The sequence below is a fragment of the Haloferax profundi genome (genome assembly GCF_001469865.1).
In the GTDB taxonomy this organism is placed as follows: domain Archaea; phylum Halobacteriota; class Halobacteria; order Halobacteriales; family Haloferacaceae; genus Haloferax; species Haloferax profundi.
This window is the reverse complement of record NZ_LOPV01000451.1, coordinates 14,793-30,064: the sequence shown is the minus strand read 5'-3', so window position 1 is coordinate 30,064 and position 15,272 is coordinate 14,793. Positions and strand designations below refer to the sequence as shown.

The 15,272-nt window shown below is 64.3% G+C and carries 14 protein-coding genes; 5 read left to right on the top strand and 9 right to left on the bottom strand.

Annotated elements, in window-relative coordinates:
- From AUR66_RS15285 to AUR66_RS15260, 6 genes are all read right to left on the bottom strand, one after another.
- The coding region (locus AUR66_RS15285) for an NADH-quinone oxidoreductase subunit C (protein ID WP_197409805.1) at window positions 1-617 on the bottom strand (617 nt) is incomplete at its 3' end.
- Window positions 614-1,315 carry an NADH-quinone oxidoreductase subunit B gene (locus AUR66_RS15280; protein ID WP_058573131.1) on the bottom strand — a complete coding sequence of 234 codons (702 nt, stop codon included), beginning with the start codon at window positions 1,313-1,315 and terminating at the stop codon, window positions 614-616. The genes AUR66_RS15285 and AUR66_RS15280, both read right to left, overlap by 4 nt.
- Window positions 1,312-1,728, bottom strand: a complete 417-nt coding sequence (locus AUR66_RS15275; RefSeq protein ID WP_058573130.1) for an NADH-quinone oxidoreductase subunit A — start codon at window positions 1,726-1,728, stop codon at window positions 1,312-1,314. The genes AUR66_RS15280 and AUR66_RS15275 overlap by 4 nt, the downstream gene beginning before the upstream one ends.
- A gap of 191 nt (window positions 1,729-1,919) precedes the next feature.
- Window positions 1,920-2,534 carry a 5-(carboxyamino)imidazole ribonucleotide mutase gene (purE, locus tag AUR66_RS15270; protein ID WP_058573129.1) on the bottom strand — a complete coding sequence of 205 codons (615 nt, stop codon included), beginning with the start codon at window positions 2,532-2,534 and terminating at the stop codon, window positions 1,920-1,922.
- A gap of 116 nt (window positions 2,535-2,650) precedes the next feature.
- The gene (locus AUR66_RS15265; RefSeq protein WP_058573128.1) at window positions 2,651-3,802 is read right to left on the bottom strand and encodes a 5-(carboxyamino)imidazole ribonucleotide synthase; all 1,152 of its coding nucleotides are present in this window, start codon (window positions 3,800-3,802) and stop codon (window positions 2,651-2,653) included.
- Between the two features lie 158 nt (window positions 3,803-3,960).
- Complete coding sequence (locus tag AUR66_RS15260) at window positions 3,961-5,709, bottom strand: flippase activity-associated protein Agl23 (RefSeq protein WP_058573127.1); 1,749 nt, start codon at window positions 5,707-5,709, stop codon at window positions 3,961-3,963.
- A gap of 136 nt (window positions 5,710-5,845) precedes the next feature.
- Here AUR66_RS15260 and ribH point away from each other — a divergent pair, with 136 nt between their 5' ends.
- Both ribH and AUR66_RS15250 read left to right on the top strand, forming a co-directional pair.
- Window positions 5,846-6,250: a 6,7-dimethyl-8-ribityllumazine synthase gene (gene ribH, locus AUR66_RS15255; RefSeq protein ID WP_058573126.1), complete on the top strand. Its 405-nt coding sequence runs from the start codon at window positions 5,846-5,848 to the stop codon at window positions 6,248-6,250.
- Entirely contained in the window at window positions 6,247-7,401 is a 1,155-nt protein-coding gene (locus AUR66_RS15250) for a pyridoxal phosphate-dependent aminotransferase (protein WP_058573125.1), read from the top strand. Before ribH ends, AUR66_RS15250 begins: the two co-directional genes overlap by 4 nt.
- Before the next feature lie 63 nt (window positions 7,402-7,464).
- On the opposite strand, the gene AUR66_RS15245 is transcribed toward AUR66_RS15250, so the two are convergent.
- The 3 genes from AUR66_RS15245 to AUR66_RS15235 are packed head-to-tail and all read right to left on the bottom strand — an operon-like array spanning window position 7,465 to window position 10,718.
- Window positions 7,465-8,610 carry an ABC transporter permease gene (locus AUR66_RS15245; RefSeq protein ID WP_058573124.1) on the bottom strand — a complete coding sequence of 382 codons (1,146 nt, stop codon included), beginning with the start codon at window positions 8,608-8,610 and terminating at the stop codon, window positions 7,465-7,467.
- Complete coding sequence (locus tag AUR66_RS15240) at window positions 8,607-9,272, bottom strand: ABC transporter ATP-binding protein (RefSeq protein WP_058573123.1); 666 nt, start codon at window positions 9,270-9,272, stop codon at window positions 8,607-8,609. Before AUR66_RS15240 ends, AUR66_RS15245 begins: the two co-directional genes overlap by 4 nt.
- 6 nt (window positions 9,273-9,278) lie before the next feature.
- Window positions 9,279-10,718 (bottom strand): hypothetical protein, encoded by a 1,440-nt coding sequence (locus AUR66_RS15235; RefSeq protein WP_058573122.1) that lies wholly within the window; start codon window positions 10,716-10,718, stop codon window positions 9,279-9,281.
- Between the two features lie 159 nt (window positions 10,719-10,877).
- On the opposite strand from AUR66_RS15235, the gene AUR66_RS15230 reads away from it, so the two are divergent.
- The 3 genes from AUR66_RS15230 to rbcL all read left to right on the top strand — a co-directional run bounded on the left by AUR66_RS15230 (window position 10,878) and on the right by rbcL (window position 15,149).
- On the top strand, window positions 10,878-12,797 hold the full coding sequence (locus tag AUR66_RS15230) for a DEAD/DEAH box helicase (protein ID WP_058573121.1): 1,920 nt from the start codon (window positions 10,878-10,880) through the stop codon (window positions 12,795-12,797).
- A gap of 71 nt (window positions 12,798-12,868) precedes the next feature.
- Window positions 12,869-13,789 carry a sodium:calcium antiporter gene (locus AUR66_RS15225; RefSeq protein WP_058573120.1) on the top strand — a complete coding sequence of 307 codons (921 nt, stop codon included), beginning with the start codon at window positions 12,869-12,871 and terminating at the stop codon, window positions 13,787-13,789.
- Window positions 13,790-13,904: 115 nt separating this feature from the next.
- A complete protein-coding gene (gene rbcL, locus AUR66_RS15220) occupies window positions 13,905-15,149 on the top strand; it encodes a type III ribulose-bisphosphate carboxylase (RefSeq protein ID WP_058573119.1) in 1,245 nt (414 codons plus the stop codon).
- Window positions 15,150-15,272: the final 123 nt, after the last annotated feature.

Below are 15,272 nucleotides of genomic sequence, written 5' to 3'. Positions count from 1 at the left end.
TCGACGACCGTCTCGACGTGCAGCACGCCGTGGGTCGCCGGGTGGTGCGGCCCGATGTTGATGTACATCGTGTTGCCCTCGTCGCCGCGCGTGTCCTTCTCGAGCGGGTTCGCGTGCTCGGTGAGGGTCGCAATCTGCGGTCGGTCCTGGTCGTAGTCGAGGCCCAGCGGGTGGCCTTGCCACGTCTCGGGGAGGAGGATGCGGCGGAGGTCCGGGTGGTCCTCGTACCGGATACCGACGAGGTCGTACGCTTCACGCTCGTGCCAGTCGGCCGTGCGGAACACGGGTTCTGCGGACTGGCTGACCGGGTCGTCCTTCGACGTGGGCACGACGACGCTCACTTCGTCGGTTCGGTCGTCGTACTTCGTCAGGTGGTAGATCGACTCGTAGCGGTCCTCGTACTCCTGTGCGGTCACACACGAGAGGTGGTCGAACCCCGCCTCGTCGCGGAGTTTGAACAGGGTCGCTTGGACCTGGTCGGGGCGGATGACGAAGCCCGGTGCGTTCATGTGCTCTTCGCGGGACAGGACGAGGTCACCGAGTAACTCGGCGAGTTCGTCACCGCGGGAGCGCTCTGTGACGGCTCCTTCCTGGGGTTCTGCTTCTTCCAAACTCATGGTGAATCAGCCCAGTTGTAGCGCATGACGAGGTCGTCTTCGTCGATCTGTTCGGCGAGTTTGTCGACGATTTCGTCGCGCGGCAGGTCGCCGAACTGCTCCAGTTCGTACGGCTTGACCGTGACGGGGCTGGACTCGCCGTTCGCGATGCGCTCTTGGAGCTTCGCGATACCGTAGATGAGCGCCTCCGGGCGCGGCGGGCAACCGGGGATGTGGATGTCCACCGGGATGACCTCTTCTGCGCCCTTGATGACGTTGTAGCCCTCCTGGAACGGGCCACCCGAGATGGTGCACGACCCCATGCCGACGACGAACTTCGGTTCGGGCATCTGGTCGTACACGCGCTTCATCCGCGGGGCGAACTTCGAAACGATCGTCCCGGGAACGATGATGACGTCCGCCTGACGCGGGGATGCACGCGGCACACCGGCCGCGAAGCGGTCCAAGTCGTGCTTGATCGCGTACGTGTGCATCATCTCGATACTGCAGCACGCGATACCGAACTGCAGCATGAACATCGAGGACCCACGGACCCAGTTCATGAACTTGTCGAACTTGGTGAGGATGAACGGCGACGAACCGAACGCCTCCCGAAGTTTCGAGTTGAACCGGTCGTCCGCGCCCGCCATGCGGGCGTCGCGGGTCTCGGTCTGTACCTGTGTATCGTCCGTGACGAATGGTTTTTGTTCGCTACTCATGCGTCTTGTCTCTCTGTCTTACGACGGTTCGCCTGCGGGCTTTTGACCCACTTGACGGCGCCGTTGCGCCACGCCCAGACGAGTCCGACGACGAGCACACCGATGAACAGCAGCATCGGTGCCAGAATCGTCCCCAGAGACGCGCCTTGTTCGAGAGCGGAGCGGTAGATGACTGTCCAGGGGAAAATCAGGACAGTCTCGATGTCGAACACGACGAACAGCAACGCGACCATGTAGTATTGTATGTTAAACTGGACGCGCGCCGTGCCGGTCGGCACCTCACCACTCTCGTACGTGGCACTCTTTCCTTGTTCCGGCACGCTTGGGCGCAGCACCGCCGACATAGCCATCATGACTAATGGTAAGCCGACAGCGACGACACCCATCGCACCGATTGCAATCCAATCACTCATGCCGTGTCTCCCTGACGTGCGGCGGTTAGAAGCGCTCCCCTATAAACATTGATTTGTGTGTTTCGGGCGCGAGAGGGCTTCTATTCGGAAAATACGCGTGAGACGCCCGGAACCACGCTCCGGGGGCCGTTTGACGGCGATAGACGGCTGTCGTCACGGAAAAAAGACCCTCAGAACGAGGGGTAATTCGCCTACTCAGTCGATTCGCGGAACCCGGCCACACCGAGGCCGTGTAATCGTGCCGACGTTTCCGCCACGTCCGCCACGAGGTCCTCGTGGTACTCGACGAGTCTGTCTTCGAGTTCGGGGTACCCGCGAGCGAGCATCTGGACGGCCGACAGCGCCGCGTTGAACGACTTTCCGGCGTCGACGGCGACGATTGGCGCGCCCGTCGGCATGCCGATGACGGAGTCGACGGACTTCTCCTGGACGGGCACGCCGACGACGGGCAGTGGGTACGCGATAGACGCGGTCATGTTCGGGAGGTCCGCGGACTTCCCGCCTGCGCCCGCGATAATGACGTCGATGCCGCGCTCGTTGGCAGTCTCACCGTACGCGTACATCAGGTCAGGCGTGCGGTGCGCGGAGACGACGTACGTCTCGTAGGTAAAGCGCTCGTCGGGCGCGTCGTCGAAGTCGGTCTGTTCGCCGAACCCGAGGGTGTCGAGCGCCTCGTGCGCGCCGGACATCACGTCGAGGTCGGAGTCCGACCCCATGATGATGCCGACGTCGGGCGTCGTCTCGGGGTCGCGGTCGGCGGCGGCCTGTGCGTGGAGTTCGTCGATGAGGTCCTGTTCGGTGGTCATTGTGGTGTCGTGTCGTGCGGAAGGGACTGTGGTTTTGGTAAACCGGTGGTCAGTCCGGGGGATTCGCGGTGGTGTCGCGGTCGGTTCGCGGTGTCGGTCGGAGTCGACTGCGCGTGTCAGTCGAAGGAGAGGCCATCTCGAAGTTCGCGAACGTGTTCGAGAAGGCTCTCGATACTCTCGTCGTCACCCGTGTCGACGGCAGTGAGGTGGCCCATCTTCCGAAGCGGGCGAACCTCGGCCTTGCCGTACCAGTGGAGTGAGACACCCGGTTCTGACAGCGGCGTTTCGAGGCCAGCGAGTCGCGCGGGTTGGGACTCCTCGACGGTGCCGAGGATGTTCGCGCTCACGGTGGGGGCGCGCTGGGTGGTCGCGCCGAGTGGCCACCCGAGGACGGCGCGGACGTGCTGTTCGAACTGCGAGCAGAGCGCACCTTCGATGGTCCAGTGTCCCGAGTTGTGCGGGCGAGGTGCGACTTCGTTCACGAGTACGTCGCCCTCGCTCGTCTCGAACAGTTCGATGCCGAAGACGCCGCGTCCGGGCAGGTGCGAGAGTACCTCGCGCGCGACTCGGTCGGCCTCCTCGCGAACCTCGTCCGTCGTGCGCGCCGGGACGACGGTTTCGCGGAGAATCTCTTCTTCGTGGACGTTCTCGCCGACCGGGAAGGTACGAATCTCACCCTCACCGCGGACGCCGATGACGGAGAGTTCGCGCTCGAAGTCGACGAACGCCTCGGCCATCGCCGGGCCGCCGACGTCTTCGATGGCGGCCTCCGCGTCGTCGGGGTCGGTGACGGGGACGTTCCCGCGACCGTCGTAGCCACCCGTTCGGGCCTTCAGCATGACCGACCCGAACTCGTCGAGGGCGGCGCGCAAGTCGTCCGCGTCGTCGACGCGGTGGAACGGCGGAATCGGAATGTCGGCTTCGCCGAAGGTCCGCTTCTGGACCAGTTTGTCCTCGATGGTCCGAAGCGCGTCGGGCGAGGGGTGGACGTCGATGCCCTCCTCGGCGGCGAGTTCGTCGAGCAGGTCCGGGTCCGCGAGTTCGATTTCGAACGTCAGCGCGTCGGCCCGCGCGGCGAGTTCCGCCATCGCCTCGGGGTCGGTGAAGTCCCCGACGATTTGGTCGGCAACCGCTGCTGCGGGACAGTCAGGTGTCGGGTCGAGAACCACGATGTCGACGCCGAGTGGGGCGGCGGCCTCGCCGAGCATACGGCCGAGTTGGCCCCCGCCGACGACGCCGAGCGTGGGTCCGGGTACGGTGACGGTCACGGTCGGCGGTTCAGTACGTCGATGCATAAATGTTGCCACACTGGGTGGCAAAATGCGCACAATCGTGGGTACATTTTCGGCTCGACACGCGACAGATTCGACTATGTGAGAGAAGCGCGCGCGGCGAAAACGAGAGTGCTGTCGGTCGAACTTGGAGCTCAGGACTGCAACTGCGTCGATGCATCGAGTGCGTCTTCGTCGATGAAGACGACGATGTCCTCGTTCCAGAGTTTGAACGCGTGTTGGCGGACGACGTATCCGTCGAGTTCCGATTCGAGTTCGTCGCGGTCCCACTCGTAGGCGACGACGACGGGCGGTGCGTCTGCCGTCGCGTTTCCGACGCCGGCATCTGGAGGACTACTCGTTCGGACGACGTCCGCGCCTTCGAGGTACCACGGAAGCGGGAGGCGACTGTGCCACGACGGTCCGCCCAGCGGGTTCGACTCGTCTTTCACGTAGAAGTGCGTCTCGTCACTGTTCGGCGGGTGCGTCCCGTAGAGCAACACGTCGGTTCCGTCGTTCGACGCCGCGACTCGCTCGACGTCGCCCAGCGTGGCTTTCAGGTCGTTTTCGGGTTGTGCCCACTGGAGGACCTCCTTGTCTTCGTCCGTAGATGCGTTCCAGTAGTCGACGTTGGCGGCGGCGACACCGCCGACAGACGCGAGAACGACGAGTGCAGCGAGGCCGATACCGACCGTATCGCGGGCGTCGTAGGCCTGACGTGCGGAGCGGAAGACGAACGCGGCACCCACCGCGGCGGGGATAGCCAACGGGACGACGGCGTGGACGACGACCCACGGCGCTTGGATGTCCGTCGCCAGCGGGTAGCCGAAGATACTCACGACACCCCAGTACGTCGCGAAGGCGACGAGCCATCGCAGTCGCTCGGTGACGACGGCGTAGCGGTCGACGACGATACCGACGAGTGCGAAGACGATGAGCACCGGTGCGCCGTAGACGAACGTTTCGAGGAAGTCCTTCAGGTACGGAAGGTACTCGTGAGACTGGTGCCCGCCGCCAATCCAACTGTCGACCATCTCGGTGACGGCACCGACTGTCCCCGCCTCGACGACGCCGGGGAACGCCGCGGGGTTCCCGAACGCGTTCCAGAGGTCCGGGCGCGGCGCGTAGAAGAACACGAACACGACGAGGAATGCGGCGAGTCCGCCGACGATACCGGCGGCGTATCGGAACGCACCGGACCCGAGGCTTCCCGCGCCGCGTGCTCGAAGACGGTCTGCGATACCCTCTGGCACCTCTGCGAAGAGAATCGCACGCGAGGAGTCTCCCGCCGAGGTGCGGGCGACGAGTCGGTGGTCGAAGACGAGGAACGCCGCACCGAGGAAACAGAGGAGGTAGACGACGTAGTTCTCTTTCGCGGCCGCACCGGTCGCGAACGACGCACCCGCGGGAATCAGATACGCGAGGCGGCCGGTGTCGTACGCGCGGACCACGAACCCGAGTGCGATGAACGAGAACGCCGCCACGAGCACGTCGTTGCGCATGAATCGCGAGTAGTAGACGAGAAGCGGGTTGACCGCGAAGAAGAGCGCGAGGGCGACCATCTCGTCGCGGCGGAGGTGTTCCCGGAAGAGCCACACCGAAAGCGGGAGGAGGGCACCCACGACGGCGACGGGGAGGCGCGCGGAGAAGTCCGTCGCTGGGAGGACTGCGAAGACGTAGTCGTTGACGATGGGCAAGAACGGCCCGTGGATGATGGGTCGATACGTGAACTCTCCCGTCTCGTGATAGCGGAGAATCCAGTAGCCGACGCGCCCTTCGTCCCAGTGGAAGATGCGGTCACCGAGGCTCACGACGCGGACGAGGAGCGCGATGGCGGCGGCGGCGACAATCGCGAGGAGGGCGTGAGACCGAGTGAGAAGTTCGGTCTCAGTGTCAGCACTCATGTACACACATCCATACGCCGACAATACAACAGTTTTGTTTGGGAGTGGCCGCCACGGCGACACCCAGTGAGTCGCTCACACGGCCAATTTCGGTGGGTGTCGGTAGTTCTTTTAGCCGCCACGGGAAGGGTCGGCTATGGTCTCTCTCGGACTCGTAGTGGCCCGATTCAACTCGTCGGTCACCGAACAGATGGAGGAGGCGGCCCACGACGCCGCCGCCGAACGCGACGCGGAGGTGGCGGAGACGATTCACGTCCCTGGCGCGTACGACTCACCCCTCGCGGCGGACCGACTCGCCCGCCGCGACGACATCGACGCCGTGGCCGTCGTCGGCGCTATCGTCACCGGCGACACCGACCACGACCGGGTCATCGCCGACGCGACGGCGAAGTCGCTGACCGAGGTATCGCTCGACCGTGACAAACCTGTCACGTTCGGCGTCTCTGGCCCCGGAATGAGCGGTGCCGAGGCACGCGAACGCGTCAGCAAAGGTGCGGAAGCGGTTTACGCTGCGACCGAGATGGTGGAGGCGTTGGCATGAACTTCGAATTCAGCGAGCGCGTTGGACGGGTCGAACCCAGCGCCACGCTCGCCATCTCGAACCTCGCGAGTGAACTGGAAGCGCAGGGCGAAGACGTAGTCGACCTCTCGGTCGGCGCACCGGACTTCCCGACGCCAGAGAACATCGTCCAGGCCGCCAAAGACGCGATGGATGCCGGGCACACCGGCTACACGTCGTCGAACGGCATCCCTGAACTCAAGGAAGCCATCGCGGAGAAACTCCGCGGGAACGGCGTCTCTGCCGAGGCGGACGAGGTCATCGTCACGCCCGGCGGCAAACAGGCGCTCTACGAGACGTTCCAGACGCTCATCGACGACGGCGACGAAGTCGTCTTGTTGGACCCCGCGTGGGTGTCCTACGAGGCGATGGTCAAACTCGCCGGTGGGTCGCTGAAGCGTGTCGACCTCGCGCAGCACGACTTCCGTCTCGAACCCGCGCTCGACGAACTCGCAGACACTGTCTCCGACGAGACCAAACTCCTCGTCGTCAACTCGCCGTCGAACCCGACGGGTGGCGTCTTCTCCGACGAGGCACTCGAAGGTGTCCGTGACCTCGCAGTCGAACACGACATCGCCGTCATCTCCGACGAAATCTACGAGCGTATCACCTACGATGGCTTCGAGCACACGTCGCTCGGTTCGCTCGACGGGATGGAAGACCGCACCATCACCATCAACGGCTTCTCGAAGGCGTTCTCGATGACCGGATGGCGACTCGGCTACCTGCACGCACCTTCGGACCTCATCGCGCAAGCAGGCAAGCTTCACTCGCACTCCGTCTCGTGTGCCGTCAACTTCGTCCAGCACGCCGGTGTCGAAGCGCTCTCCGAGCGTACCGACGACACCGTCGAAGAGATGCGCGAAGCGTTCGAAGGTCGCCGCGATATGCTCGTGGACCTCCTCGCCGAACACGACGTGGACGTCGCCGTCCCGAAGGGTGCGTTCTACATGATGCTCCCCGTCGACGACGACGACCAGGCGTGGTGTGAAGGGGCGATTCAGGACGCGAAGGTTGCAACCGTCCCCGGAAGCGCCTTCAACGCGCCGGGCTACGCCCGCATCTCCTACGCTGCAAGTGAAGAACGCCTCCGCGAGGCCGTCGAGCGCCTCGCAGAACACGACTACATCTAACGCTTCGACCGCCGCGTTTTTTCAGCGCCTGAAGTTCGAAAAGCGGACGCGCCGGTCACGCCCTCATTTGCGTAACGCCTCGACTGGACGCTCGTTGGCCGCCTTCCACGCCGGGTAGAGCCCCGAGAGGATGCTCGTACCGATACCGAATCCGACAGCGAGGAGGATGTAGAGGAAGTTGACGGGTTGGAACGTCGCCAGCGGGTCGTTCAGGACGAACGAGTTGAGGGCGACGCCTGCGCCGACTGCGAGAATCGCACCGATGACACCGCCCGCGACACCCAGCAGGCCCGCCTCGGCGAGAATCATCCGAATCACGTCGCCTCGCTGGACGCCGACGGCGCGGAGGACACCAATCTCCTGTCGACGCTCGATAGTACTCATGAGCATCACGTTCAGGATACTCACGCCGGCGACGACGAGCGAGATAGACCCGATACCGATGAGGAAGGTGTTGATGATGCCGAAGAACTGGTCGATTCCCTGGGTGATAGCCTGGAGTTCGAACACGTTCACGCGCTCGTCACGTTCGTTCAACGACTCGCGGATGGCGACGGCGGACTCGTTCGCCGCCTGCCCAGAGTCCGAACTCACGACCACTTGCGAGTAGCCAGTGCCGTTCACGTCTTCGAGTGGGACGACGACGGCGTTGTTCGGGCTGACGAGCGAGATGCCCTGTTCTTCGGCGAGAACGGCGGCGATTCGGTAGGTTCGGCCGTCGACGGAGATGGTGTTCCCGGGTTCGACGTCCAGAATCTCGGCAGTCCCCGACCCGACGAGTGCGCCTTGTCGGAGTCTATCGGGGACGCGGCCTTCCTGTGCTTCGTACAGTGCGCCCGGATTCTCCATCCCGTATATCGTCGCCACCGTCTGTTGTTGCCCCCGAGAGACCAACGCCGACTCTGACCGGAGCGGGACGACTTCCCCGTCGGTGACTGCCCGCTCGATTTCGTCCACGTCCCGGTCAGTCAACTCTTCGACGCCCTCCTGAAGGTTGGGCGAGATGCTGATTTCGTTGCCAATCTCGCCGAGTTGCTGGTCCGCGCCGGTCCGAAGCGTCGTCCCGAACATCCCGAGCGACGCGATTGCGAGGACGCCGATGATGATGCCGAGGACGGCGAGACCAGAGCGAATGCGGTTCCGTGAGAGGTTCCGTCTGGCCATCAACAGCGCCGGAACGCGACGAAAGAGGTCGTCGAAGAAACTCATTGAATCCTCCCGTCGACGAGTTGGACGGTCCTGTCGGCGTACTCACCGAGTTGCGGGTCGTGCGTGACGGCGATGACGGCCACGTCGTCTTCGCGTCGAATCTCGTCGAACAGGTCGAGGACGCTCCGCCCGGTCTTTCGGTCGAGGTTCCCCGTCGGTTCGTCGGCGAGGAGGATGCGTGGTTCGTTCACGAGTGCGCGGGCGATGGCGACACGCTGTTTCTGCCCGCCTGAGAGTTGGTCCGGTCGGTAGTGGAGACGATTTCCGAGTCCGACGCGTTCGAGGAGGTCTGTCGCTCGCTCTCGCGCCGACGGGTCGTCGCCGAAGAGGGTCGGGACTTCGACGTTCTCCAGCGCCGAGAGCGTCGGAATCAAGTGGAAACTCTGGAAGATGAACCCGACGAACTGCTTTCGCTGGGTCGTCATCTCGTGGTCCGAGAGGTCGGTCACGTCCTGTCCGTCGAGGAGGACGGTCCCTTCGGTGGGCGTGTCGAGCAACCCGAGGACGTTGAGCATCGTGGACTTTCCACTCCCCGAAGGACCCATGACGGAGACGAACTCGCCGGGGTCCGCGTAGAAGTCGACGTCTTTCAACGCCTCGACGACTTCGCCGCCCGTGTCGTACCGTTTCCAGACGTGCTGGAGTTCGATGATGTGTGTCATCTCGAATCAGCGCCGTCGATACGCGAAGATGCCGACGCCGACCACGACGATGAGTGCGACGACTCCGCCGACGAGGAGGAGCGTGGAGTCGAGTCCACTACCACTGTTCTGGTCGGCGGTGTCGGAGAGGCCGGATACGTCGACTTCCGTCTGGACTGTTCGCTCCGTGCCGTCGGTGAGGTACGTGACTTCCACGGGAACTGTCGTCACGTCGTCGTCGACGGTGGCGTAGAGGTCGAACGACGCGAAGTCGCTCGCGGGGACGCTCCCGACGAAGTACTCCTTGTACGGGCGTGCGGGGACGACGCCGTCTGTCGGGACGACCCGAACGACGACGCTCTGGGCGTCGCTGAGACCGACGTTACTCGCACTCCCCGAGATGTGTACGTCACCGTCTTCCAGTTCCACGTCGATACCGGTGAGTTCGATTTCCCCCGGTGACGCCACGTATTCGACGGACGTTTCCGCTGTTCCGTCTTGGCCGCCGGTCTCGTAGGCGGCGACCACGTCGAGCGTCGCTCGGTCCACCGAGGAGACGTTCAGCTGGACCGTTCGTTCTGACTCGGCCGGAACGGAGGCGACTGGTTTTCTGAGGACGACCGAATCACCATCGCGCACCGTGAGCACGAGGTCTTCGAGCGGTGCGTTGCCGAGGTTCGTCACGTCGACGTCGATAGCGGGGCGCGCCCCCTCACCGACCGAGGCATCGAGACGGACCTCTTCGCGGAGTGGTTCCGCGACGAGCGGTGCGGATGCCGTTGCTGTCCGGGCGTTGCCGTCGGCAGTGGTGTACTGGAGGTTCGCAATCAGTTCAGATTCGTCCGTCGCAGGATTCACGCTGAACTGGAACGTCCTCGCCTCGCCGGATTCCAGTCGTGGGACGACGCGCGTGTCGTTTTCGACCGTCGCGCTGTCCCCCGTCAACGAGAGGCGGACGTTGCGGGCGACGTCTTCCTCGCCGTTCGAGACAGTGACCTGCACTGGAGTGTCGGTGCCGATGACGGCGTCACCGACTTCGACGGAGAGTTGCGGGCCACCCTCACGGACGCGGACCACCACGGGATACTGGAGTCGCTGTGTCTGCCCGTCGCTCCGCCCCACGACGGTCACGCGAAGGTCGTAGGTTCCTTGCTCTTCGAGTCGGACCGAGAGCGGGATTCTGAGGTCGCTTCCGGGCGGAATGACGCCGAGGTCTTCGATGCGTGCGAGGTCTCTCGTTCCACCCGCAGTGCGAACGAACACGTCTGTGACTTCGAGGTTGGCCTGACTGTTCTGTGCGTTCACGACGACAGTCGTGAGCGTGAACCGTTCGCCCGGCGTCGGTTGGGCCGGCGAGACGGTCACGTCGTCGATGTAGGCGGTAGCCTCCTGGCCGAGCGTCGGGGCCGGAACACCGGCCAGAACGACGAGGACGAGGAGGAAAACCGGGAGGGCGCGTCTACTCATGTTGCTCAACTCACCTATCGTACAGACGACGGAAATACCTGCCGAGTAATACTATCACACGAGACTGAATGCACTGGTTCTGCGTTCGAACTGCCACCGACCAGACGTGTTCCCGACCGGCGAAGATATTTAAGTGAACCCGAACCCAGTGTGTGACAGATGCGCGTGTGTGACCTCCCGTTGTCGGCGACCATGGTCTCCCACTACGAGTCGAACGGTATCGAGGAGTTGTACCCGCCGCAAGTCGCCGCCGTGGAGGCCGGTGTCGCAGACGGCGGCCGGGCCGTCGCCGCGATTCCGACGGCCAGTGGCAAGACGTTCATCGCCGAACTGGCGATGCTCACCGCCGACGGCCCGGGTCTCTACATCGTCCCACTCCGCGCGCTGGCCCGCGAGAAGTACGAGACGTTCGCCAAACTCCCCGGCGTGAGCGTCGGCATCTCGACTGGTGACTTCGACTCGGCCGAAGAGGACCTCGGCGACCACGACATCGTCGTCGCCACGAGCGAGAAGGTCGATTCGGCGATTCGAAACGGAGCGTCGTGGGTCGAAGACCTCGCGTGCGTGGTCGTAGACGAAGTTCACCTGCTGGGTGCACCGGGGCGAGGTCCCACGCTCGAAATCACGCTGGCGACGCTCCAGCGACGCGTCCCCGACCTGCAACTCGTCGCACTGTCGGCGACAGTCGACAACCCGGAGGTCATCGCGGCGTGGCTAGACGCCGAACTCGTCGAGAGCACGTGGCGACCGGTCTCGCTTCGAACCGGTGTCTACGCCGATGGAACCGTCGAGTTCGACGACGACTCGTCGCTGGCGGTCGACGTCCCACCGATTGGGCCGAACGACGACGGTGCCACCGAGGCAACTGTCTCGCTCGTCGCCGACGCCGTCGAGAACGGTGGCCAGTGTCTCGCGTTCGTCCGGTCACGCCGGGAAGCGGAGACGCTCGCCGACAGACTCGCCGACGAAGACCTCTCGCCCGCACCTGACCTCGGCGACGAACTGGCCGAACTCGGTGGGACGACGACGGGTCAGCGCCTCTCTGAGTGTGCGCGGACTGGCGTCGGATTCCACCACGCTGGCTTGCGAAGCACACACCGCGCCGCCGTCGAAAACGCGTTCCGTGACCGGCGACTCTCGGTCATCTGCGCGACGCCGACGCTCGCGGCGGGCGTGAACGTCCCTGCTCGACGGGTCGTCATCCGCGACCAGAAGCGCTACACCGGCGACTCGATGGCGTGGATACCTGTCCTCGACGTCCACCAGATGTGCGGCAGGGCGGGGCGTCCCCACCTCGACCCCTACGGTGAGGCGGTCCTCGTCGGCGACGAGTCGGTGAGAGACGAACTCGTCGAACGATACGTGACGGCGGACGCAGAGGCGGTCGACTCCCAGTTCGCCGACCCCGAAGCGTTGCGGACGCACGTGCTCTCGGTCGTCGCCTCCGGGTTCGCCGACTCACTGGACGGCATCGCCGACGTGTTCTCTGCGACCTACTACGCGCACCAACACCCGAACGTCTCCCTCGCCGACCTCGTGGACGACGTGGTCTCCGACCTCGAATCGATGGAGATGCTCTCTGTCGATGGCGAGTCGCTGTCGGCGACGACCTTCGGGGCACAGACTTCGCGACAGTACGTCTCGCCGACGACTGGCGCGCGAATCATCGCCGGTGTCCGGACTATCTCCGAGATGGCCGACGAGAACGTGACGGCGCGGACTGCGTTGGAAGTCGTCTGCGACACACCCGACATGCACGACACGTACCTCGGGAATCGAGAGCGAGCGCTCATGTACCAGTACGCGCGGACGCACGCCGCCGAGTTCACCACCGCGATGCACGAGGCCGACCCGTTCGAAGACTGGTTGACCGCGGTCAAGACCGCCCGCATCCTCCACGAGTGGTCCGAGGGCGCGGACATCGAGGACCTGGTCGACCGCTATCGCATCGGGCCGGGTGACCTCGAATCGCGCGTCGAACGCGCCGAGTGGCTTTTGGGTGCCGCGGATGCGCTCTGTGCTGCGCTCGACACCGACGTTCCCGAGTTCCGTGAAGTTCGAGCGTTGCTCTCGCCGTAACCAACCGGCGTCGTCCCCCCACGCTCGACCCGACAGTTTACGTCGTCCCACTGAGACGTTCGCCTCACGAGATGATAGTCGAGGCTACGTTGTTCGTCGCTGGCCTCGCCGCCCTCGTCTTCGGTGCCGACCGGGCCGTGACCGCGGCAGCGGAAGTCGCGCGGTTCTACGGCGTCTCGGAGTTCTTCATCGGCGTGACGCTCATCTCTGTGGGAACGTCGCTTCCGGAGATGACTACCTCCATCGTCGCTGCGTCCTACGGTGCGGGCGACATCGTCGTCGGGAACATCGTCGGGTCGGAGACGTCGCAGATTACCCTCGCTATCGGCATCGTCGCGCTCATCACGCCAATCGTGGCGAAGCGCCGCGAGGTGATGGTCTACGGCGGGGCGATGACGCTGGCGATGATTATCATGCTCCTCACGCTCGAAGACGGCGTCGTCCAGCGCTCCGAGGGGTTTCTGATGATGCTCGCGTACGTGAACTTCGTCTACACCCTCTACACCAACGAAGGCGGGGCGGAAATCGCCGAAGAAGTCGTCGAAGAAGAAGAGACTCCCGAGCGAGGACTGCCGCGCGTCGTGTTCGGCCTCCTGTTGGTCGTCGTCGGGGGACAGGTGATGGTGACGAACGGCATCGAACTCGCACGCCTCGTCGGTATCTCCGAGTACTTCGTCGGGTTACTCACCGGTCTCGGGACGACGGCCCCGGAAATCGTCGTCGCCGGCATCGCCGCGAAAGAGGGCCGCGGCGGTATCTCGGTGGGCGCGATTCTCGGGAGCAACATCACGGACCCCGTCTTCTCGCTCGGTATCGGCGCACTCGTCGCCGACGTCGTCGTCACCGACCTCGCGTCTGTGACACTCTCCGGTGTCTACATGCTCGCCGTCTCACTGGTCGTCTTGGCGCTGTTCTACTGGCGCGAGGGAATCGACCGACGGGCGGCACTCGTCTGTATCGGCCTGTATCTTCCGACGTTCGTGGTGTTGTGAGACTGGGTCGTTGACCCACGGCGACGGGCGAGCATCGAACCGTAGTGATTGGTCCCCACCCGAGAAAGTCGCTTCGGGATGGCGTTTTAAGATTCGTGGGGCCGTAAGCGAAGCTATGGGCATCACATACGAGGACTTCCTCGACCTGGACTACGAACCGTCTGCCGAGGAACTCGTCTGCACCTTCCGAATCGACCCCGCGACCGGAATGACGCCCGAGGCGGCAGCGAGTCGCGTCGCCTCAGAGTCCTCCAACGGGACGTGGGCCGCACTCCAGACCGGCGAAGACTTCACCGACATGGGTGCGACAGCGTTCTCCATCGACGGTGATATCATCAAAGTCGCCTACCCCGCCGGACTGTTCGAACCCGGCAACATGCCGCAGGTGCTCTCGTGCATCGCCGGCAACATCATGGGGATGAAAGCGGTCGACACCATCCGACTGATGGACTGCGAGTGGCCCGAATCCATCGTCTCGTCGTACCCCGGCCCCCTCTTCGGGTCGTCGGTCCGAGAGGAGATATTCGGCGTCACCGACCGTCCCACCACCGCGACAGTCCCCAAGCCGAAGGTCGGCCTCTCGACGAAAGCGCACGCCCAAGTCGGGTACGACGCGTGGGTCGGCGGCGTGGACCTCTTGAAGGACGACGAGAACCTGACCGACCAGGAGTTCAATCCCTTCACCGACCGCCTCACGGAGTCGCTGTCGCTCCGCGACGACGCCGAAGACGAGACGGGAGAGACGAAGTCGTACCTCATCAACGTCACCGGAGACACCCAGACGATGCTGGACCGCGTGGACGAGGTTGCCGCGCAGGGTGGCGAGTACGTCATGGTCGACATCGTCACCGCCGGATGGGCGGGCCTCCAGACCGTCCGCGAGCGAACCGAGAAACACGGCATCGCCATCCACGCCCACCGGGCGATGCACGCCGCCTTCGACCGAATGCCGACTCACGGCGTCTCGATGCGCGTCCTCGCGCAGGTGTCGCGCCTCTGTGGCGTCGACCAACTCCACACCGGGACGGCGGGCCTTGGCAAACTCGCGAACGAAGACACCGTCGGCATCAACGAGTGGATGCGGAGTGACCTCTACGGGATGACCGACGTGCTCCCCGTCGCGTCCGGCGGTCTCCACCCTGGTCTCCTCCCCGACTTGCTCGACGCGACAGGAACGAACGTCTGTGTCCAACTCGGCGGCGGTATCCACGGCCACCCGGACGGTACCCGCGCCGGCGCAGTCGCACTTCGGGCGGCCATCGACGCCTACGTGGACGGGAAACCGATTACCGAGGCCGCAGAAGAGACACCTGAACTCGCCGTCGCCCTCGACAAGTGGGGCACCGAGACGCCGCGGTAACGGTACCGAGTCGTCGCTTTTGTCGCTGTTTTTCTGAGGACAGAGGAGCCGTCTCGCCTCGTGAAGCGTGGGTTCTCCGAGCGAAGATGTAGGCCATTTGTGGGGTTCGATTACAACACCAGT

Bases quoted from the DNA above. Each gene is read 5' to 3' on its own strand.
- AUR66_RS15225 (WP_058573120.1), top strand. From the start codon at position 12,869: ATGATAGTCGAGGCTACGTTGTTCGTCGCTGGCCTCGCCGCCCTCGTC.
- AUR66_RS15260 (WP_058573127.1), bottom strand. From the start codon at position 5,709: ATGAGTGCTGACACTGAGACCGAACTTCTCACTCGGTCTCACGCCCTC.
- AUR66_RS15240 (WP_058573123.1), bottom strand. From the start codon at position 9,272: ATGACACACATCATCGAACTCCAGCACGTCTGGAAACGGTACGACACG.
- AUR66_RS15250 (WP_058573125.1), top strand. From the start codon at position 6,247: ATGAACTTCGAATTCAGCGAGCGCGTTGGACGGGTCGAACCCAGCGCC.
- purE (WP_058573129.1), bottom strand. From the start codon at position 2,534: ATGACCACCGAACAGGACCTCATCGACGAACTCCACGCACAGGCCGCC.
- AUR66_RS15280 (WP_058573131.1), bottom strand. From the start codon at position 1,315: ATGAGTAGCGAACAAAAACCATTCGTCACGGACGATACACAGGTACAG.
- AUR66_RS15235 (WP_058573122.1), bottom strand. From the start codon at position 10,718: ATGAGTAGACGCGCCCTCCCGGTTTTCCTCCTCGTCCTCGTCGTTCTG.
- AUR66_RS15275 (WP_058573130.1), bottom strand. From the start codon at position 1,728: ATGAGTGATTGGATTGCAATCGGTGCGATGGGTGTCGTCGCTGTCGGC.
- AUR66_RS15245 (WP_058573124.1), bottom strand. From the start codon at position 8,610: ATGAGTTTCTTCGACGACCTCTTTCGTCGCGTTCCGGCGCTGTTGATG.
- ribH (WP_058573126.1), top strand. From the start codon at position 5,846: ATGGTCTCTCTCGGACTCGTAGTGGCCCGATTCAACTCGTCGGTCACC.
- rbcL (WP_058573119.1), top strand. From the start codon at position 13,905: ATGGGCATCACATACGAGGACTTCCTCGACCTGGACTACGAACCGTCT.
- AUR66_RS15230 (WP_058573121.1), top strand. From the start codon at position 10,878: ATGCGCGTGTGTGACCTCCCGTTGTCGGCGACCATGGTCTCCCACTAC.